General features: G+C 40.7%; 16 protein-coding genes. 8 read left to right on the top strand and 8 right to left on the bottom strand.

Annotated elements, in window-relative coordinates; genetic code table 11:
- A partial coding sequence (locus tag DWX33_RS22925; RefSeq protein ID WP_233570199.1) for an ORF6N domain-containing protein occupies positions 1-94 on the bottom strand: 94 nt, incomplete at its 3' end.
- 406 nt (positions 95-500) lie between these two features.
- On the opposite strand from DWX33_RS22925, the gene DWX33_RS16575 reads away from it, so the two are divergent.
- From DWX33_RS16575 to mutS, 8 genes are all read left to right on the top strand, one after another.
- Positions 501-2,210: a lipopolysaccharide assembly protein LapB gene (locus tag DWX33_RS16575; protein ID WP_048926940.1), complete on the top strand. Its 1,710-nt coding sequence runs from the start codon at positions 501-503 to the stop codon at positions 2,208-2,210.
- A 181-nt stretch (positions 2,211-2,391) separates the two neighbouring features.
- Positions 2,392-2,754: a DUF3244 domain-containing protein gene (locus DWX33_RS16570; RefSeq protein ID WP_048926939.1), complete on the top strand. Its 363-nt coding sequence runs from the start codon at positions 2,392-2,394 to the stop codon at positions 2,752-2,754.
- 20 nt (positions 2,755-2,774) lie between these two features.
- Complete coding sequence (locus tag DWX33_RS16565; RefSeq protein ID WP_048926938.1) at positions 2,775-3,800, top strand: DUF4848 domain-containing protein; 1,026 nt, start codon at positions 2,775-2,777, stop codon at positions 3,798-3,800.
- Between the two features lie 12 nt (positions 3,801-3,812).
- Positions 3,813-4,448, top strand: a complete 636-nt coding sequence (locus tag DWX33_RS16560) for an outer membrane beta-barrel protein (protein ID WP_048926937.1) — start codon at positions 3,813-3,815, stop codon at positions 4,446-4,448.
- Positions 4,449-4,806: 358 nt separating this feature from the next.
- Positions 4,807-5,895 (top strand): hypothetical protein, encoded by a 1,089-nt coding sequence (locus DWX33_RS16555; RefSeq protein ID WP_005863764.1) that lies wholly within the window; start codon positions 4,807-4,809, stop codon positions 5,893-5,895.
- 80 nt (positions 5,896-5,975) lie between these two features.
- Positions 5,976-7,253, top strand: a complete 1,278-nt coding sequence (locus tag DWX33_RS16550) for a DNA cytosine methyltransferase (protein ID WP_005863765.1) — start codon at positions 5,976-5,978, stop codon at positions 7,251-7,253.
- A 195-nt stretch (positions 7,254-7,448) separates the two neighbouring features.
- A complete protein-coding gene (fsa, locus tag DWX33_RS16545) occupies positions 7,449-8,105 on the top strand; it encodes a fructose-6-phosphate aldolase (RefSeq protein ID WP_005860406.1) in 657 nt (218 codons plus the stop codon).
- A gap of 85 nt (positions 8,106-8,190) precedes the next feature.
- Positions 8,191-10,776, top strand: a complete 2,586-nt coding sequence (gene mutS, locus DWX33_RS16540) for a DNA mismatch repair protein MutS (protein WP_229036878.1) — start codon at positions 8,191-8,193, stop codon at positions 10,774-10,776.
- A gap of 35 nt (positions 10,777-10,811) precedes the next feature.
- Here the strand turns inward: mutS and DWX33_RS16535 are convergent, their stop codons facing one another.
- The 7 genes from DWX33_RS16535 to DWX33_RS16500 form a co-directional block, all read right to left on the bottom strand.
- Positions 10,812-11,978, bottom strand: a complete 1,167-nt coding sequence (locus tag DWX33_RS16535) for a 6-bladed beta-propeller (protein WP_121962047.1) — start codon at positions 11,976-11,978, stop codon at positions 10,812-10,814.
- 75 nt (positions 11,979-12,053) lie between these two features.
- Positions 12,054-12,530, bottom strand: a complete 477-nt coding sequence (locus DWX33_RS16530) for a DUF4252 domain-containing protein (protein WP_008773209.1) — start codon at positions 12,528-12,530, stop codon at positions 12,054-12,056.
- Positions 12,523-12,915 (bottom strand): hypothetical protein, encoded by a 393-nt coding sequence (locus tag DWX33_RS16525; RefSeq protein ID WP_057329510.1) that lies wholly within the window; start codon positions 12,913-12,915, stop codon positions 12,523-12,525. The genes DWX33_RS16530 and DWX33_RS16525 overlap by 8 nt, the downstream gene beginning before the upstream one ends.
- On the bottom strand, positions 12,908-13,420 hold the full coding sequence (locus DWX33_RS16520) for an RNA polymerase sigma factor (protein WP_005863772.1): 513 nt from the start codon (positions 13,418-13,420) through the stop codon (positions 12,908-12,910). The genes DWX33_RS16525 and DWX33_RS16520 overlap by 8 nt, the downstream gene beginning before the upstream one ends.
- A gap of 11 nt (positions 13,421-13,431) precedes the next feature.
- Positions 13,432-13,887, bottom strand: a complete 456-nt coding sequence (locus tag DWX33_RS16515) for a DUF4252 domain-containing protein (protein ID WP_048926930.1) — start codon at positions 13,885-13,887, stop codon at positions 13,432-13,434.
- Positions 13,888-14,013: 126 nt separating this feature from the next.
- On the bottom strand, positions 14,014-14,961 hold the full coding sequence (locus tag DWX33_RS16510; RefSeq protein WP_048926929.1) for a fimbrillin family protein: 948 nt from the start codon (positions 14,959-14,961) through the stop codon (positions 14,014-14,016).
- 502 nt (positions 14,962-15,463) lie between these two features.
- Positions 15,464-16,432 carry a fimbrillin family protein gene (locus DWX33_RS16500; protein ID WP_005860423.1) on the bottom strand — a complete coding sequence of 323 codons (969 nt, stop codon included), beginning with the start codon at positions 16,430-16,432 and terminating at the stop codon, positions 15,464-15,466.
- Positions 16,433-16,566 lie beyond the last annotated feature (134 nt).

Here is a 16,566-nt window from a genome sequence, read left to right as displayed (position 1 = left end):
TTTCCGTTCCATACATTTCCGCCAGATCAAAATCCAGCATGACTTTTTGCCCTCTGATCTCATAAATCTTGTTTTGTATCGCTTGTAATTCCATAGTAAAGATTTTAGTTTAATATTATGGTCGCAAAGGTTTGTAAAATAATTGAGATAAGCAATAAGCTAGTTGGATATTAATGATTGGTTGCATTTGTAAGTTGTACAATGAATTATTGCTGATCCGGCTTATTGTCTATTTTTTATGTGTTCTTATTTTCCTTATAAGATTTCCGGGAAAAACACGTACGTGATTTATGAAAAACACGTACGACTTTTCGGAAAAACATGTACGTGTTTTCCGGAAAACATGATGATGTTTTTATATCACTGATATTCATGTATATATAACTTGATACCTTTGCATGGACTTATTGTGTGTTTTTTCTTCTTGTATTTGTTATTTTGTTGTTCTATCGTTTGTTTATGAATTAAAAATATTTAATTTTGCTTATCTATAATAAAGGATGAAGTCATTTATATATATACTATTAACTTCCTTGACTTTCCTTGTGGTAGGATGCCAAAATGAATCTGAGGAAATCCGTTTGATCAATCAGGCGGAACGCCTGTTTGATGCCTATCCGGATAGCGTAATCACTACATTGGATTCCATTCCGCTCCCGGAAGAGATGAGTCCCCGTCTGATAGCCCGTTGGTGTATGTTATACGCACGTGCCGCCGATAAAATAGAGGACGAGATGCCTTATACGAACCAGCTTGAGATCGCCTTGAAATACTATCAAAAGAAAAAGATGCGGGAAGAGGAGGCTGAGATCGGCCTTTATCTGGGGCGTTCGTATGTGGAGGATAAGGAGTACGAGAAGGCAATGAGGGCTTACTCCGATGCGCTGGAGGTTGCGTTGGCGATTAAGAACTATAATCGTGCCGGGTATATTTGTAGTTATATGGGGGATTTGTATGAACTGGATGATCGTTATGTGTTAGCTGCAAAAAAATATAAGGAGAGCGGACGGTATTTTCGATTGGCCGGTAATATGAAAAGCTATGTGCGTTCGTTTGTGAATGAGGGAAGGAGTTATATGGATGTTGATTCTAATTATTTAGCTTTAACTATATTGAAGCGAGCAGAAGTGATAATAGATTCCTTGAGAGTAGATGAGGTTAGAAATTATGTATACAATGGTCTAGGTAATATATTTAATGTTTTGGAAAAATATGATTTAGCTGAAAAATATTTATTGAAGAGCATAAAAGAGGATTCGAGTGATACTGCTTCGGATTATTTGACCTTATCAGATCTTGAGCAAAAGCGTGGAAATTTAGAACAAGCGGAAAATTATCTTCAAAAGGCTAATAGTGTATCCATAGATAATGATTTTGTACCGGCTACTATTGCTTATCATTATTATAAAATAAATAAAGAAAGAGATGATTATAAAAGAGCTTTGTCTTTTTATGAAGAATATGTAGCAGCAGAGGATTCCCTTATGAATATAAGTAAATCTGTCGATATATATGATACAGAACAAAAATATGAACATTTGAAATTGCATAATGAAAATATAAGATTACTATTAAAGGGGCAAAGGAATTATACTTTTATATTGATATTGTTATTTTTATGTGCTTTACTCATTATTGTCTATTTAGCTACGATAAGAAGAAAGAATCGTTCACTTTTAAAACAACAAGAAAAAATTAATACTTTGAATCAAAGCATATATCAATTATATGCAGAACTTCGGAGAAAGAGTGATGAACTAATCCAATTGCAAAATACTCAGCATTCTTCGGTGAAAATGCAAGTGGAATATGAAAATGTAAAGAAAGAGGTAGATAGCTTGAGATCTCGATTATTCGAATTAAGAGAATCTAAAATTCTCAATAGTAATTTAGCTAAAAAAATAAAGAAAATATCTCAAACTGTGCAGCCTAATCATTCTGAAGCACCCGTTTCCGAAAAAATGTGGATTGATATTGAAGTTTTGATGATGGAAGTTTACCCTAGTGTTATAAAGGTACTGAAGGATGCAGGCTTGTCACCATCGGAGATGCATCTTTGTTTCCTTACATTATTTAAACTTGATTCAACAGCTATATCTATCCTTTTAAATATTATTCCTACTTCCGTCGATCGTACACGTTTGCGAGTACGAAAGAAATTAAATTGGGAAGGTAAACAAGGATTGTATGAATCTCTTGTTAATATTTAGTATGTAATAAACCTTCATTTAAGGGGCTCTACGATTGTTTGTCTATGTATTTGTTTTTATAGTATTTGATTGTCAAGTGTTTATGTTTTTTTCTTTGTCTATGTGGATTACATAATTTAACCCCTTTAGATCATATATAATCTCTAGATTTGCAACCGAAACATAACAAAAAAGAGAGATTATGAAAAATGTAAAATGGCTACTAGCAGTGTTGTTTATTTTTTCAATTTGTATTCCATCTTTTGCAGGTCATGTGCCTTTACATGGTCATCTTAAGAAAAAACAGCGATCTGTAAATTTGGATGTACCTATAAAAGCAGACATAGATGAAACCTCAAAAGTTTTATCCTTGGAGTTTTTGGAATATGTAGGAGAGGTACGAGTATCTGTTGCGGATGCGAATGGAAATATCGTTTATGAGGAGATAGTGGATACACAAGATGTTTCTTCTAGTATTATCTCATTAGATGAATGTACTTCTGGATCTTATGGACTTTATATATCAGATTCAGAAAACTACGCAGAAGGTCTTTTTAATTTATAAATAATTTAAATTTTAGATGTATGGACAAAAAGACAGTGCTTTTAGCATCTGCATGTACTTTATTAATGATGTCATGTAGTAATGATGCGGAGTTGATTAAGGTTGCTGAAACGACAGGATTACAAACGAAGGCTTTTGTTGGTGAAGCAGATTTCCAAATTGTAGATTATGCGGGAGATAAATGTATTCAGTTCAAGAATGATTCCGTATTTAATGCGATGCTTTGGGAGATGAATGATATGTCAGAAGAAGAGATAAATAATATTTTCTCGGGAGCTGGTTTCGTAAGTCAATGGCAACTTATGCAAGAAGCAGATCAAGAACAGGAGCTTATTGTAGACAATTATGAGAAAGATCTTAGCCAACCTTGGCCTGCTCATCAAATTAAAGAATTCAAACAAAAATATGATGATGTTTTCATGTTTGAACCTTATGATTCTACAGATTTTATTGCGCATTATAAATTAAAAGGTTCCACGTATAGTCCTTTTGTAAATAGGCAAGGATTGTTTTTAATTGGAGATAGTGTTGTATATACTGCTGTATATGAATCTTTAGAGGAATATTTTGGATTAGGAATATCATTGTATGGTAGTAATGGAGCCACAACTGAATCTGATATGAATTGTGCTGAAATTAAATATCAAATACCTGGTGGTGATTATGTAAAAGCAAGAGCAATTCCTAAATTTACAGGTTCTCGGATGATATCTAATCAAGAATATCGGGTAGTAAGTTGTGAAATACTTAGTCAGAAAAAAAAGGTGATGTGGAAAAAACACCATGCAGATGTGTATTTAGATTATAGAGTGAAAGGATCTGGTGTAGGTTTTGGTGTTACAAATCCTAACAATGGGCAATTTTTGAGTTGTAATGATCAACCACTTAAACTAAAATATGCAGCTTATGGTAAAAATACAATTGATTTAGGTATTTGTGGTAAAAATGCCTATTCACCTCTTTGGATACTTAATGGAACTTTGGAAATTCAAGCCGATGACATTCCATTTAAGGGTTATTCGTCAATACTACTGAGAGAAGGATAAATATTTAATACGATGAAAAAAGTTTTATTTTTATTATTGTTAATAACAACTTCAGCTTTCGCTCAAGTAGAGCATGGGTTATTAGTAGGTGCTGGTGTTGGATTCCCTTTGCAGGACGGTTGGAAGGAGACTACTTGGGGGGATAAATCGAATTTGGATTATCGGAACGATTATAAATTGAATAGTATGATCGGTTATCGCTTCCGATTCCTTCCGGAACAGAAATTCTTCTATGACTTGGATATGACGATGGGATTCCAAAAAATGGAAACTGTCAAGTCTTCTCGTTATCTTTCTTACGAAGGTATGGAAGGTGGTTCACATATATTCAAAGGTGGTACTGAGACGATTGATGAATTTGTCATGCCTATCTCCGTAGCCGCTAGTTGGAATTGGCGTTTTGCCAAGAAATTCCATTTGGGTGCCGGTATCGCTCCTACGCTTTATGTACAACCACAAGCCGTGTTTGATCTGTCCGTGATGGCGAAGGTGGGATATCGTTTAAGCAAGCATTGTGAGTTCGGCCTTTCTTATCAATATGGCTGTTTCAATACCTTGAAGCATTTCAATAACGGACCGGCTAATGGCCGTCGTGGACATCTTTCGGATTTGATGCTCTCTGTATATGTTCCTTTTGTTTTGAAATGATGGAATAATAAAATATAGAAACACATAATGTTTTATTTAGAACCAAAACAAAGATGAATAACTGCCTATAAGAAAAGAGTACGTGAAAAAGAGCCATGTGTAGAGAGATAATTCTATGCATGGCTTTTGCTTGTATATGATGTATAAATTTTGAATAATTATTGAGGCCTTTTTGCATTTTTTGTTTGCGATATTGTCTCTTTCGTGATTAAGAACTATCTTTGACAAACTATTCAATATAAGGCTAATGCCAAAAAAAATGAAAGCTTTAGGTATTGACTCTGGAATAATTTGGTAAGTCACGGGCCTTGAACCGGGGGAATAGGATTGAAAGTAGAATATTATAATAGTTAGGGATATGCGTATTGTTGCCTTTTTTAGTGCTATTGCCGTAATTATTCTGCTATTGGCAGGATGTGGACATGAGAAATCAAATAATTCTCAAGTTGTTAATTTAGTTCAACTTGGTGGAGTGGAGTATCCGGAAATACCGAAGTCGAATATCATTCAGCTAGAGAAATCTGATTTCCCGAAAGGGGAGATCCGTTCTATTGAGCGGATACCGATTGACTTGGAGATCGAGCTTCGGGAAGTGAATATATTGGCTAAAGGCAACTACCTCATCGTTAAACACCTTGAGTGGCGGGAGGGAGCCTATCTTTTGCATGTACTCTCTTTGCCCGATTATAAAACGGTTGCTCAATTAGCCCCTTTTGGCGAGGGACCGGATGAGTTCAATGATATACGCATGATACCCACGGAAGAGACCGATAAGCTTTGCTACGTCTGGAACATACGTAATAATCGGATCTTTAGCTTGTCCACTACCCTTAAACTAGAGGAGTATGATCAATTGGCTGAAATCCCTGAAAATAAGATAGTCCCTGATAAGCCTTTATATATGGGAGATGGCAAGATGCAGGTTAGTCTAGGTTCAAATGATGGAATGGGAATAGGATTGGTAAGCTTGAATGATACTATAGTGAAGGGAACCGTACCTTTCCTGTTCGCTGAAGGAGCAGGTTGGTTTTTCTATATCGGAAATTTGGCGCATAGCTTTTCAAGAAAACGAGAAGCATTTGCGTTTACCTTTCATGACCGGATCGTTTTCTTTGACTTTGATGGTAACCATGTGAAGATGTGCCGATTTGGAGATAAAACCTTACAAACTACCTCTTCGCCGGATAATCCTCTCTATTATTACAGTTGTTTCGCGAGTGACAAGTATGTCTATGCCGTTTACCGGGAATCAAAGAAAGATACGGATGAAACGAATCCCTTGTATCTGGAGCAATTTGATTGGGATGGGAATCCGGTAGCTCGTTATTCGTTACCCAAAGGAAGAGGCCTATACACTGGATGTGCGACAGAAGATAATTCGATAATCTATATGGTAGATTATTATGAGGACAATTTCCTGCATAAGATTGTTTTGAGCAAAGACTAATAAATTCTAGTGCTTTTCCCGTGATTTTTGTAGATTTGCGATTCTTTTGATAAAAAAATAGTATATAGCAAGGATCGGAAATGAAAAGAGGTGGAAAGGATATTGAATCGTTGGATAGCTTACGGGTCTTGTCCCTGTTCTCCGGATGTGGGGGCATGGATTTAGGATTCGAGGGGGATTTTATATGTCATCGTAAGTCTATATCTCCTCAAAATACGTGGGTTCAAGAGGTTATCGATGAACACTGGGTTCGTTTACAGAAGAATCGTTTTCGAACGGTCTTTGCGAATGATATATTGAAAGAGGCACAAACCGCTTGGCTTCAATATATGGATCGATTCGGATATGATAAAAACGTTTATAATACAAAGAGTATCGTAGACTTGGTGAAAGAGCATCGAGCGGGGAAAAAAGTCTTCCCTAAAAATATAGATGTCGTCACGGGAGGTTTTCCTTGCCAGGATTTCAGTGTCTCCGGTAAACGTTTAGGGTTTGAGTCGAATAAGGATCATACCGGGAAATTGCGTGAGGACGATGAGGCCTCGGAAGAGACGAGGGGTAAACTTTACTATTGGATGAAGCAGGTGATCGATATTACGAGACCCAAGATATTTATCGCGGAGAACGTGAAGGGACTAGTGAATCTGGGAGACGTGAAAAGTATTATTCAGAGAGACTTCGCCCATGCGGCTGGGGATGGATATATTGTTTTAGATCCTCAAGTTTTACATGCGGGCAATTATGGGGTTCCGGAGTCTAGAGAGCGTGTGATTTTTATCGGGATACGTAAGTCCGCGTTAAAGGTTAAGGCTTTAAGAGCGCTTCAAGAGGAGAAGATACCCAAAGCTTACGATCCTTATCCGAGTCCGACACATGCTTGCACCGTGGAAGATAAGAAACTATTGCCACCGGTGGTTTGTCGGGATGTATTTGTAGGATTGGAGGAACCGGATAGGACAGAAGATCCATCCCAGCGGTATTATTCACAGGCGAAATATATGGGAGCTCATTGTCAAGGTCAAAAGGAGATCGCGCTGGATAATATTGGCCCGACGATTCGTTCCGAGCATCATGGAAATATAGAATACCGTCGTTTATCCCGGGAGCATGGGGGCGTTATTACGGAAGAATTAGACGCCGGTTTACAAGAACGTCGCTTAACTCCTCGAGAATGTGCTTTGATACAGACGTTTCCGCCGGATTATACGTTTGTCTCCCATAAAAAGAACAGTACACGTTTTGAGTTAAGTGCCTCAGGCGCTTATAAAGTAATCGGTAATGCGGTTCCTCCGGTATTAGCGTATCATATAGCGAATCGCATACAGACTTTATGGCCGTTGTATTTTAAAAAGAGATAATTATATCGGAATTCCGTCCAGAACTTATGTTGCCTAACCGATATGAGGTCTGGCTTAATGATATTAGGAAACTTATATCTCCGCAAACGGCTTAACGACTTGTATATGGAATTAGTTGGGGATTGAGACGGTTGATTTAGAACTAATAGCGAATCAGAAGGGTTATACAAATACGTAACATTAAAGTTTAAAGCTATGAAGTTTTTTATTGACACGGCGAATCTGGACCAGATCCGGGAAGCGAATGAATTGGGAGTATTGGATGGCGTGACGACTAATCCGTCCTTAATGGCGAAAGAGGGAATCCGGGGGGTGGAAAATCAACGGAAACACTATTTGGAAATTTGCGAGATCGTGGGCGGGGATGTTAGCGCCGAGGTAATCGCTACCGACTTAGAAGGCATGATAAAAGAAGGGGAGGAGTTGGCCGCTTTACATCCTAATATAGTCGTTAAAGTACCTTGTATCGAAGCGGGGATTAAAGCGATAAAATATTTCACCAGAAAAGGCATCCGTACGAATTGTACGCTGGTTTTCTCTGTCGGTCAGGCGTTATTGGCGGCTAAGGCCGGGGCTACGTATGTATCGCCGTTCGTCGGGCGTTTGGATGACATCGCCAGCGACGGGATAGAGCTGGTACGTAAGATCGTGGAAATGTATGATTATTACGATTATGATACCCAAGTATTGGCGGCTTCTATCCGTAGCACCCAGCATATCATCCAATGCGTGGAGGCGGGGGCGGATGTGGCTACCTGTCCTTTGTCCGCCATTAAAGGCTTATTGAAACACCCGTTAACGGATAGTGGGCTGGCTACTTTTCTAGCGGATTATAAGAAAGTAAACGGATAGAAAAAAAATAGTACCTTTGTGCGGATTAATTCGTAAACGCATTTAAAAGATTACTATCGTGGCAAAAGTTGTGGAAACCCCTTTGATGAAGCAGTATTTCGATATAAAAGCGAAACATCCGGACGCTATCCTTTTATTCCGGGTTGGAGACTTTTACGAGATGTATGGCGAGGACGCCGTGATTGGCGCGGAAATACTGGGTATCGTACAGACCAAACGTGCGAATGGCGTAGGGCAGCATGTTGAGATGGCGGGATTTCCACATCATGCCTTGGATTCTTATCTGCCGAAATTGGTGCGGGCCGGTAAGCGTGTGGCTATTTGTGATCAGCTGGAAGACCCTAAATTGACTAAGAAATTGGTGAAGCGGGGAATTACGGAATTGGTGACTCCCGGTGTTTCCATCAATGATAATATACTGAATCATAAAGAGAATAATTTCTTGGCCTCTATCCATTTCGCCAAGGAGGTATGTGGTATCTCTTTCTTGGATATCTCTACCGGCGAGTTCATGACGGCGGAGGGTTCTATTGACTATATCGACAAATTACTCAATAATTTTTCCCCGAAGGAAGTGTTGATCGAACGGGGAAACAAGAAACGTTTCGAGGAGGCTTTCGGTCCTCGTTTCTTTATCTTTGAGCTGGATGATTGGATCTTTACGACCTCGGCCGCCGAGGATCGCCTGTTGAAGCATTTCGAGACGAAGAACTTGAAGGGTTTTGGCGTACAACACTTGAAATTAGGTATTATCGCTTCCGGGGCGATTCTGTATTATCTGGACCAGACCCAGCATACGCATATTTCCCATATCACCGCTTTATCCCGTATCGAGGAGGATCGATACGTCCGCTTGGATAAGTTTACGGTACGCAGCTTGGAACTGGTGGGTACGATGAACGATGAGGGAACAAGCTTGTTGGACGTGATCGATAAGACGATCTCGCCGATGGGTTCCCGTATGCTTCGCCGGTGGATACTATTCCCGCTAAAGGATGTAAAACCGATCCAAGAACGCCAAGAGGTCGTGGATTATTTCTTCCGTGAACCGGAGACAAAGGAGTTGCTGGATACGCAGTTGGAGCAGATCGGCGACTTGGAGCGTATTATCTCCAAGGTGGCTGTCGGCCGTGTATCTCCTCGTGAGGTGGTTCAGCTAAAGGTCGCGCTTCGTGCGATCGAGCCGATCAAGGAGGCATGTATGGCGAGTGAGGAGCCTAGCTTATGCCGGATCGGGGAGCAGTTGAACGTTTGCGCCTTGATCCGCGACCGGATTGAGAAAGAGATTAATAACGATCCCCCTTCTTTGGTCAATAAGGGAGGAATTATAGCGAAGGGTGTCAACGAGGAATTGGATGACTTGCGTGCCATCGCTTATTCCGGCAAGGATTATTTGTTGAAGGTACAGCAGCGCGAGATCGAATTGACGGGTATCCCAAGCTTGAAGATCGCTTTCAACAACGTCTTCGGCTATTATATAGAGGTACGTAATACCCATAAGGATAAAGTCCCGGCGAATTGGATCCGTAAACAGACCTTGGTGAACGCCGAGCGCTATATTACCGAGGAGTTGAAGGAATACGAGGAGAAGATATTAGGGGCGGAAGAAAAGATCCTTGCTTTGGAGACTCGCCTTTTCAATGAGCTGGTATTGGCCTTGACGGAGTATATTCCGCCTATCCAGATGAACGCGAACTTGATCGGGCGTATCGATTGCCTTTTATCTTTCGCCAAGGCTGCGGAGGCGAATAAGTATATCCGTCCGGTCGTGAGTGATTCCGACAAGATCGACATAAAGGGAGGTCGCCACCCGGTAATCGAGAAACAACTGCCCTTGGGAGAACCTTATATCGCCAATGATGTCTATCTGGATGACGAGAAACAACAGATCATCATTATCACGGGTCCGAATATGGCCGGTAAGTCCGCCTTATTGCGTCAGACAGCCTTGATCACGCTCATGGCGCAAATCGGTTGCTTTGTTCCGGCCGAGAGCGCCCATATCGGTATCGTGGATAAGATATTTACCCGTGTAGGCGCCTCGGATAATATCTCGGTGGGTGAGTCTACTTTTATGGTAGAGATGAATGAGGCCTCCGATATATTAAATAATATGACTTCCCGGAGCTTGGTGCTTTTCGACGAGTTAGGGCGGGGTACCAGTACCTACGATGGCATATCGATCGCTTGGGCGATCGTGGAATATATTCATGAGCACCCTAATGCGAAGGCGAAGACGCTGTTCGCTACCCATTACCACGAGCTGAACGAGATGGAGCGTGCCTTTAAGCGGATCAAGAATTATAACGTATCGGTCAAGGAAGTAGGGAATAAGGTGATATTCTTGCGTAAGTTGATACCGGGAGGAAGCGAGCATAGCTTTGGTATCCACGTGGCGAAAATGGCCGGTATGCCTAAAAGTATCGTGAAGCGTTCGAATGAGATATTGAAGCAGTTGGAGTCCGAGAATCGTCAGGAAGGCATCGGGGGTAAGCCTGTAAAAGCGATCGCCTCTGCCGCCGAGGGGTATCAGCTGAGTTTCTTCCAGTTGGATGATCCGGTGTTGAGCCAAGTACGGGATGAGATCAAGAACTTGGACGTGAATAATCTTACCCCCTTGGAAGCCTTGAACAAACTGAGTGAGATTAAGCGGATTATTACGGGGAAATAATCCGCTTGATCGTATTACCGATGATTGGTAATCGTTTACTTTTTAGGTCTCACCAACACTACCACCCGGTTGTCATCCTCTTCCAATGTCGCGGCTACCTCTTTTAGTTTGCCTTTCAGCTTTCCCCTTTTATAGTCCTGGCAAAGATCGGAAGCATTGATGGTAGAACACAATTCGCCTTTTGAATTGATGGGAGGAAATGTCACCATATAGATTTCTTTCTTATAAGAATAATCATCGTTGTATGTGATATAGTTGAAAAATTTCTTTTCTTGCGTATCGTATGCGAAGTACTTTCTCGGGAAACCTTCTCCTGTGTTAAAATCATATATATTCGTTACGCTTTCCATGAAATAATAACGATCGGAAATCAATCTTAAGACGACGAAAACGCCCGGATCCATGGTGTGGATAGGGGGGGTTCGTGCGATAAGCGGGCGCAAACTGTAATCAGGCATTAAGGTATAGACCGTATCTGCAGAGGCCTCAAATAGAATCCAATTACCGTTAAAAGGAATTATACTGTTATACGGACCTGGTCCGGCTGCTCTTGTTTCTCCTTTATCATAAAGTCTTTCAACGATATGGAATAATTGCTTCTCTTTATATGGAACCGTGATTTCTTTCGTTATACTTCCATCTTGCTTCGACACAAGCAAGAACGGTACCTCAAAATTAAACTTATCATAGCAAATCAAGTTGTCCTTGTCATAATCAAGCATTTCCACGTAAAACGAACTTTTCTCGCTTCTTTGATTCAGACTTCGTTTGAAATTTCCTTCCAAATCATAAACCCTTATCTTTTTCGCATGAAAATCATTTACGAAAATCTCTTCGTTTTCTTCATCTAACGAAACCGATCTCATAGACACGTATTCTTCTCCACCTTGTCCCTTGCGATTTATTTTGCGAATAGCTTTTCCGTTCCGCCCATATACGAAAATATTGCCATCATCGTAAAAGTTTGTCACGATTATGTATTTCTCGCCAACCGCCTGCACGCATGCCCGATTGATAAACTCATCGTTTGTTTCCAGCGGAATATACTCCACATCCATGAAGTCTTGAAGGACCAACTCTTTTTTGGTTGAATAACTATCGTTTACATCCACGGTTATAAGACCATCGGTCGATGAATGGCCGCCTCCACATCCAGCCATTACAAACAGGATGATTATCCCTGTAAAAATGAATCTTTTCATACGCGTATGATTTTTGTTTAACTTATGGTGGTGAAGATACTATAAAAAGCCGATGGTTTTCACGAAATTATCCTATTATTTGTTGATCTCACTGGTAATTTCCTGCACATCTTGGAGCGTAAAACGCCCTAACAATTGCATGACGCTGAAGCCCCCGTCGTCCATGTCGGCTATCATGATCAACTCCTGTATCAGTTCTCCTTGTTGCTTGACGTAGAAATTGGCTTTGGTCTTTCCGTCTTTTACTCGCATGAGTTCCTCATGGTCCTTTCCGATCAAGGCTTTAAACTCCCCTCGCATTCGTTCCCTCAAATCCGCTTTTTGGGTGGTGAGTATTTGCAGGGATTCTATTTTCCCTTTCAGGTTGGCAAGGTTGAGTCCGGCGGTTTCCATGACCGGCATCATCTGAAACATCTTCTTGGAGATATATACGGAAGTAACATCATCCATATCCGCATATTTGTCGAAAAGCTTGTTCTGGGCAAAACAGATATTCACGCAACAGAGAAGCAGTATTGTATATAGATATTTGAGTCTCATTGTATTAATCATTTAAATGTTTATTTACGATCTTGTTTATTTTTGTGATCTCTTGACCGGCTTCATTGACCTGCCCGAGACCTTTGTTTAAATTCCTAGACATGAACGCCAAGGCATTTTGGGCTACGACAGCTGCCTCTTCAGGATCGGTAAAGGTATCGGCCATAATGGGAGCCGGACGATTTGTCTCCGTGAAGATGAGGAATAGGGCGCCGAGAATAGCGGCGGCGATTCCGCTTATCCAATAGAAGGAACGTCTTCGTGATACTCGGGGAGATACCTCTTCTTGGGCTAGGAAGTCGATTCGTCGTTCCAGCCTTTCGGAAAGTCCCTCCGGTAAGGCTAAATCCTCTTGGAGTGCCTTGTTTATTAGTTCATCTATCCTTTTATCATCCATGACAACTTGCTTTTTCTAGTTTCTCCCGGATCAATTTGCGTGCCCGGGAAAGTAATGTTCGTATATTAGAGGAGCTAAGCCCCGTAATCTGTTCAATGTCCTCATAGGAGCAATCCTCAATACCACGCAGGCGGATTACCTGCCTCTGGTTCTCGGGAAGCTGCTCGATCAGTTCCTGTATATGCCGGATATCCTCCTTTTCTTCCAGTTCCTTTTCCGGCGAGGAGTCGGTCGTTAATAGAACGGTCTCCAATGCCTCTTCATTGTCTCTTCGGCTTGCTTTAGGCGAGCGCAGGAAATCCAGACAAAGATTCTTGACCAATGTTATGGAAAATGCTTCCGGATTCTGGATGTCTCCCAGCTCATCCCTTTTATTCCATAATTTGCAATAGGCATCTTGAAGTATGTCTTCCGCATCCGCTTTATTGTCTAATAAGGCATAAGCGATTCGATAGAGTTTAGGATGAAATGGAAGGAACCGTTGTTTAAAAACATCAACGTCCATCGGTATCGCCCTTAATGATTTCCAGTTTTGTGCTCATTGATTACCCGGTCTAGATCGGACGGGCTGATCTTTCCTTTGATACGGATTAACGCATTGTCGTTTCCTGTCGTGAATATGACCAGTTCACGGATCATATCCTCTTTTATTTTGACAAGAACTTTCGTGCGACTGTCCCTTTCATTTGCCGTGACCATCGTCTCGTAATCAGGATCTCTCAGGTTCCGTATGGCGGTAGACAGTCGGTCTTTCACCTCTTGGGCACAATTATCAAATTCAAGGATCTCTATACCGTTTACTCCCATTGTCTCGGTGAACAGGCTGGCTAGCTTCATCGTTATGTTTCCGATATTTACGGAAGTAACATCGCTTTCACCCCGGAAAGCATTGAATAATTGATCCATCTTCTGCTGCCCGTATCCTACTTGGCTGATAAGGAGGATGGCCAGTAACGCTAGTAATCTTTTCATTGTAATTGACTTTTTCGTTAATACTATGTTTTTGGATAGCCCTTCGTCCGTGCGCCTTAGAGTGGGGCTTTCACAAAGAAGACGGGATAAGGGATTTGTTTGTTACAAAAATAGGCAAAAAAAGAATTATTTTTTATTCAACTTAGGTATCCAAATGCAGGCAACTAAGTCGTGAAACTTAATCTCCTTACCATCGAAGTAGAATTTGTATGAGTATTTATATCCTTTATTCCAACAGGTGCCTTCCGGAATGATGTATTTGTAAGTCTTCCCATTGATCGTAAAGATCGCCTCAACTTCTTTTTCCCGGATAGGAGAGTAGGTAGGGACTATACGGATATTTTGCTCCTCCGCTTTCGCGTGTCGTAAAGTTACGGATGGATCTATTGTAAGTAAAGTGGCCTTGTGTGCCCCGGGAGTTCCTTTGATATTTCCGGTTACGATATCCATTGTGCCGGTATACTGCAAGGTATTACCTCCCGCACGGTTACCGATCTGTATGGAGGTTAGCTTGAATAGCCCGTTAATGTTCGAATCTTGATATATTTCGAAAGAGAGAAGTGATAACGCGTAATTCATGGAGAGTTTCGCGAGCGGAGATTTACGGTTAACCTCTTTTTGACCTTGCGAGAGCCTCCCATATTTATAAAAGGGGGTTTCCGCCGCGATTGGGGATATTTTGATCGGTATGGAAGTGGGATCTAACGGTATTTGTACTTTATAAGGTGAGTAAGCGTAGATCATGACTGGTCGATTAGATCTGAGGAATACCTGCGGTGTTTGTTTCCATTTTAAAGAACCTTTTGATGAGCCTACAGCCTTTGATTTTACGTTTTTATAAAGAGATGCGCCTTTATATAAACTGTCTTGATTACCATAGGTTATAAATAATCCTATTTCGGACCCTTCGGGCAGAATTTCGGTGAATACTGAAGAACCTGCCGTATAGGACCGGGTGGTCATTTCAAGAACTGACTTTCGTGTGGTTGATTTCTCTTTGGACATCCACTGCTGATTTTCATGACATCCGGTAAAGATGATTAACAAGATCGTAATTAATAATAATTTGTTCATTTTGTCTAATGTTTTAATGGAACCTTTCAAACAATAAACATTTGAGCCAATATAGTTTATTATTCTATTACTATTAATTATCATTCCTGTTATAAAATGATATTTTTATATATTATATAGTAACGATTGTTTTATCCTCTTAATACGCAAAGTAACCTGCTTTATTGTATACTATAATAATCAATATATCCAAGAGATATAAAGATATTATTAAACGGGTCTCGTTCTTGTAATAGTCAAATAGAAGAGTGTTTTTGGCGATAAGTTGAGAGGGAATGATAGCCCTTGAATGTAAAAGGGTATTTGGACGAGACCCGTTGTTTCTCTTATTGAGAGAATATATAGAGTCGGCTGAGTGAAAAACACATCGTACGGGTAGTGACGCCGATGGTCTAATTCGCCGGAATGATAGAGCCAATTGTTATTTTCAGTGTAGTTGCCGGTGGCAAACGGATCAAAGCTTGCCACGGCATTACACCTTAATAACCACAACATAAAAAACTTACATGATATTGCCAATCAATCCTTCGTCGTTACCCGGTAACCAGTCTGTGATAGAGACGTCTCGCAATTGTAACGACCTTCCGTTAAAGCTTAGCTTATATAAATATTTTTTCCCTTTTTCCCATTGGGTGTTAGCGGGTATGTCAAATTTGTAGGTTTCTCCGTTGATCGTGAATAAGGTCTCCACGTCTCCGGTTCCGATCGTGCCGGAAGGTGGAATTACCATGAGCCGCATAGGATCACAATATTTCTCGTTGATGAGGGTAACTGGATTCGTCAAGGATAATACCGTGGATGCGGACGTGCTACGGGCGGTAGAACCGATGATATCGCCTGTCGTGATATCGAGGGTTCCTTCGCTGACTAAAGTTGTTCCACCGGGCTTATTTCCTACTTGAACGGAACTTATAATAAAGGCACCTGTCTTGCCTTTGCTTAGGTTCAGCTGGAAAGATATAAGCGATAGGGCATGATTCATGCTGAGTAATACAAGTGGCGAGGTACTGTTGACTGCTTTTTGTCCGATCGCATGGGTTCCATACATATAATCATCGGTCTCCAATGCGTTCGGGGCCAGTTTAACAGGTATCTGCCGGGCGTTAAAATTTATATCTTCTTGATATGGATAATATGCGTATATCGTAGCTTCATTAGAGTCGAGGATCACTTCCGGACTCTGTTGCCACCGGATTTTTCCATTCACTCTATAAGCTTTTACGCTTACGTTTTTATAAGTGGATATGCCATTGTATAAATCGTCGACTGTACCGGACGTGATTTGTAGTCCGAGCATAGAGCCTTCTTTAAATTCTTGTATAAAATTGGTGGATTTTGTAGTTAGGATACGAGTCGTTATTTGGAGTGGTTTTTCATTCCAGCCGATATTCTCAAGACCTCCGAAGTCTTTGTCGTTGGAGCAACCCCAAAAGCTTAAAATCATACTGGTAAAGAGTACTAAATTTCTCATTATTTTACTTATTTTTGTGTGAAACTTCTGGATGCAAATATCGGGTGGTTAAGGGGAAAGGGAGGTGCATACGGTCTAAAACGTCGGTGAAATCGTATAAAATTAGATCGTTCAAATTGTCTAAGGCGTTCATA

This window comes from Parabacteroides sp. AF19-14 (assembly GCF_003635485.1).
Taxonomy (GTDB): domain Bacteria; phylum Bacteroidota; class Bacteroidia; order Bacteroidales; family Tannerellaceae; genus Parabacteroides; species Parabacteroides distasonis.
The sequence above is the reverse complement of the archived record's forward strand: the minus strand, read 5'-3'. Positions and strand labels throughout refer to the sequence as shown.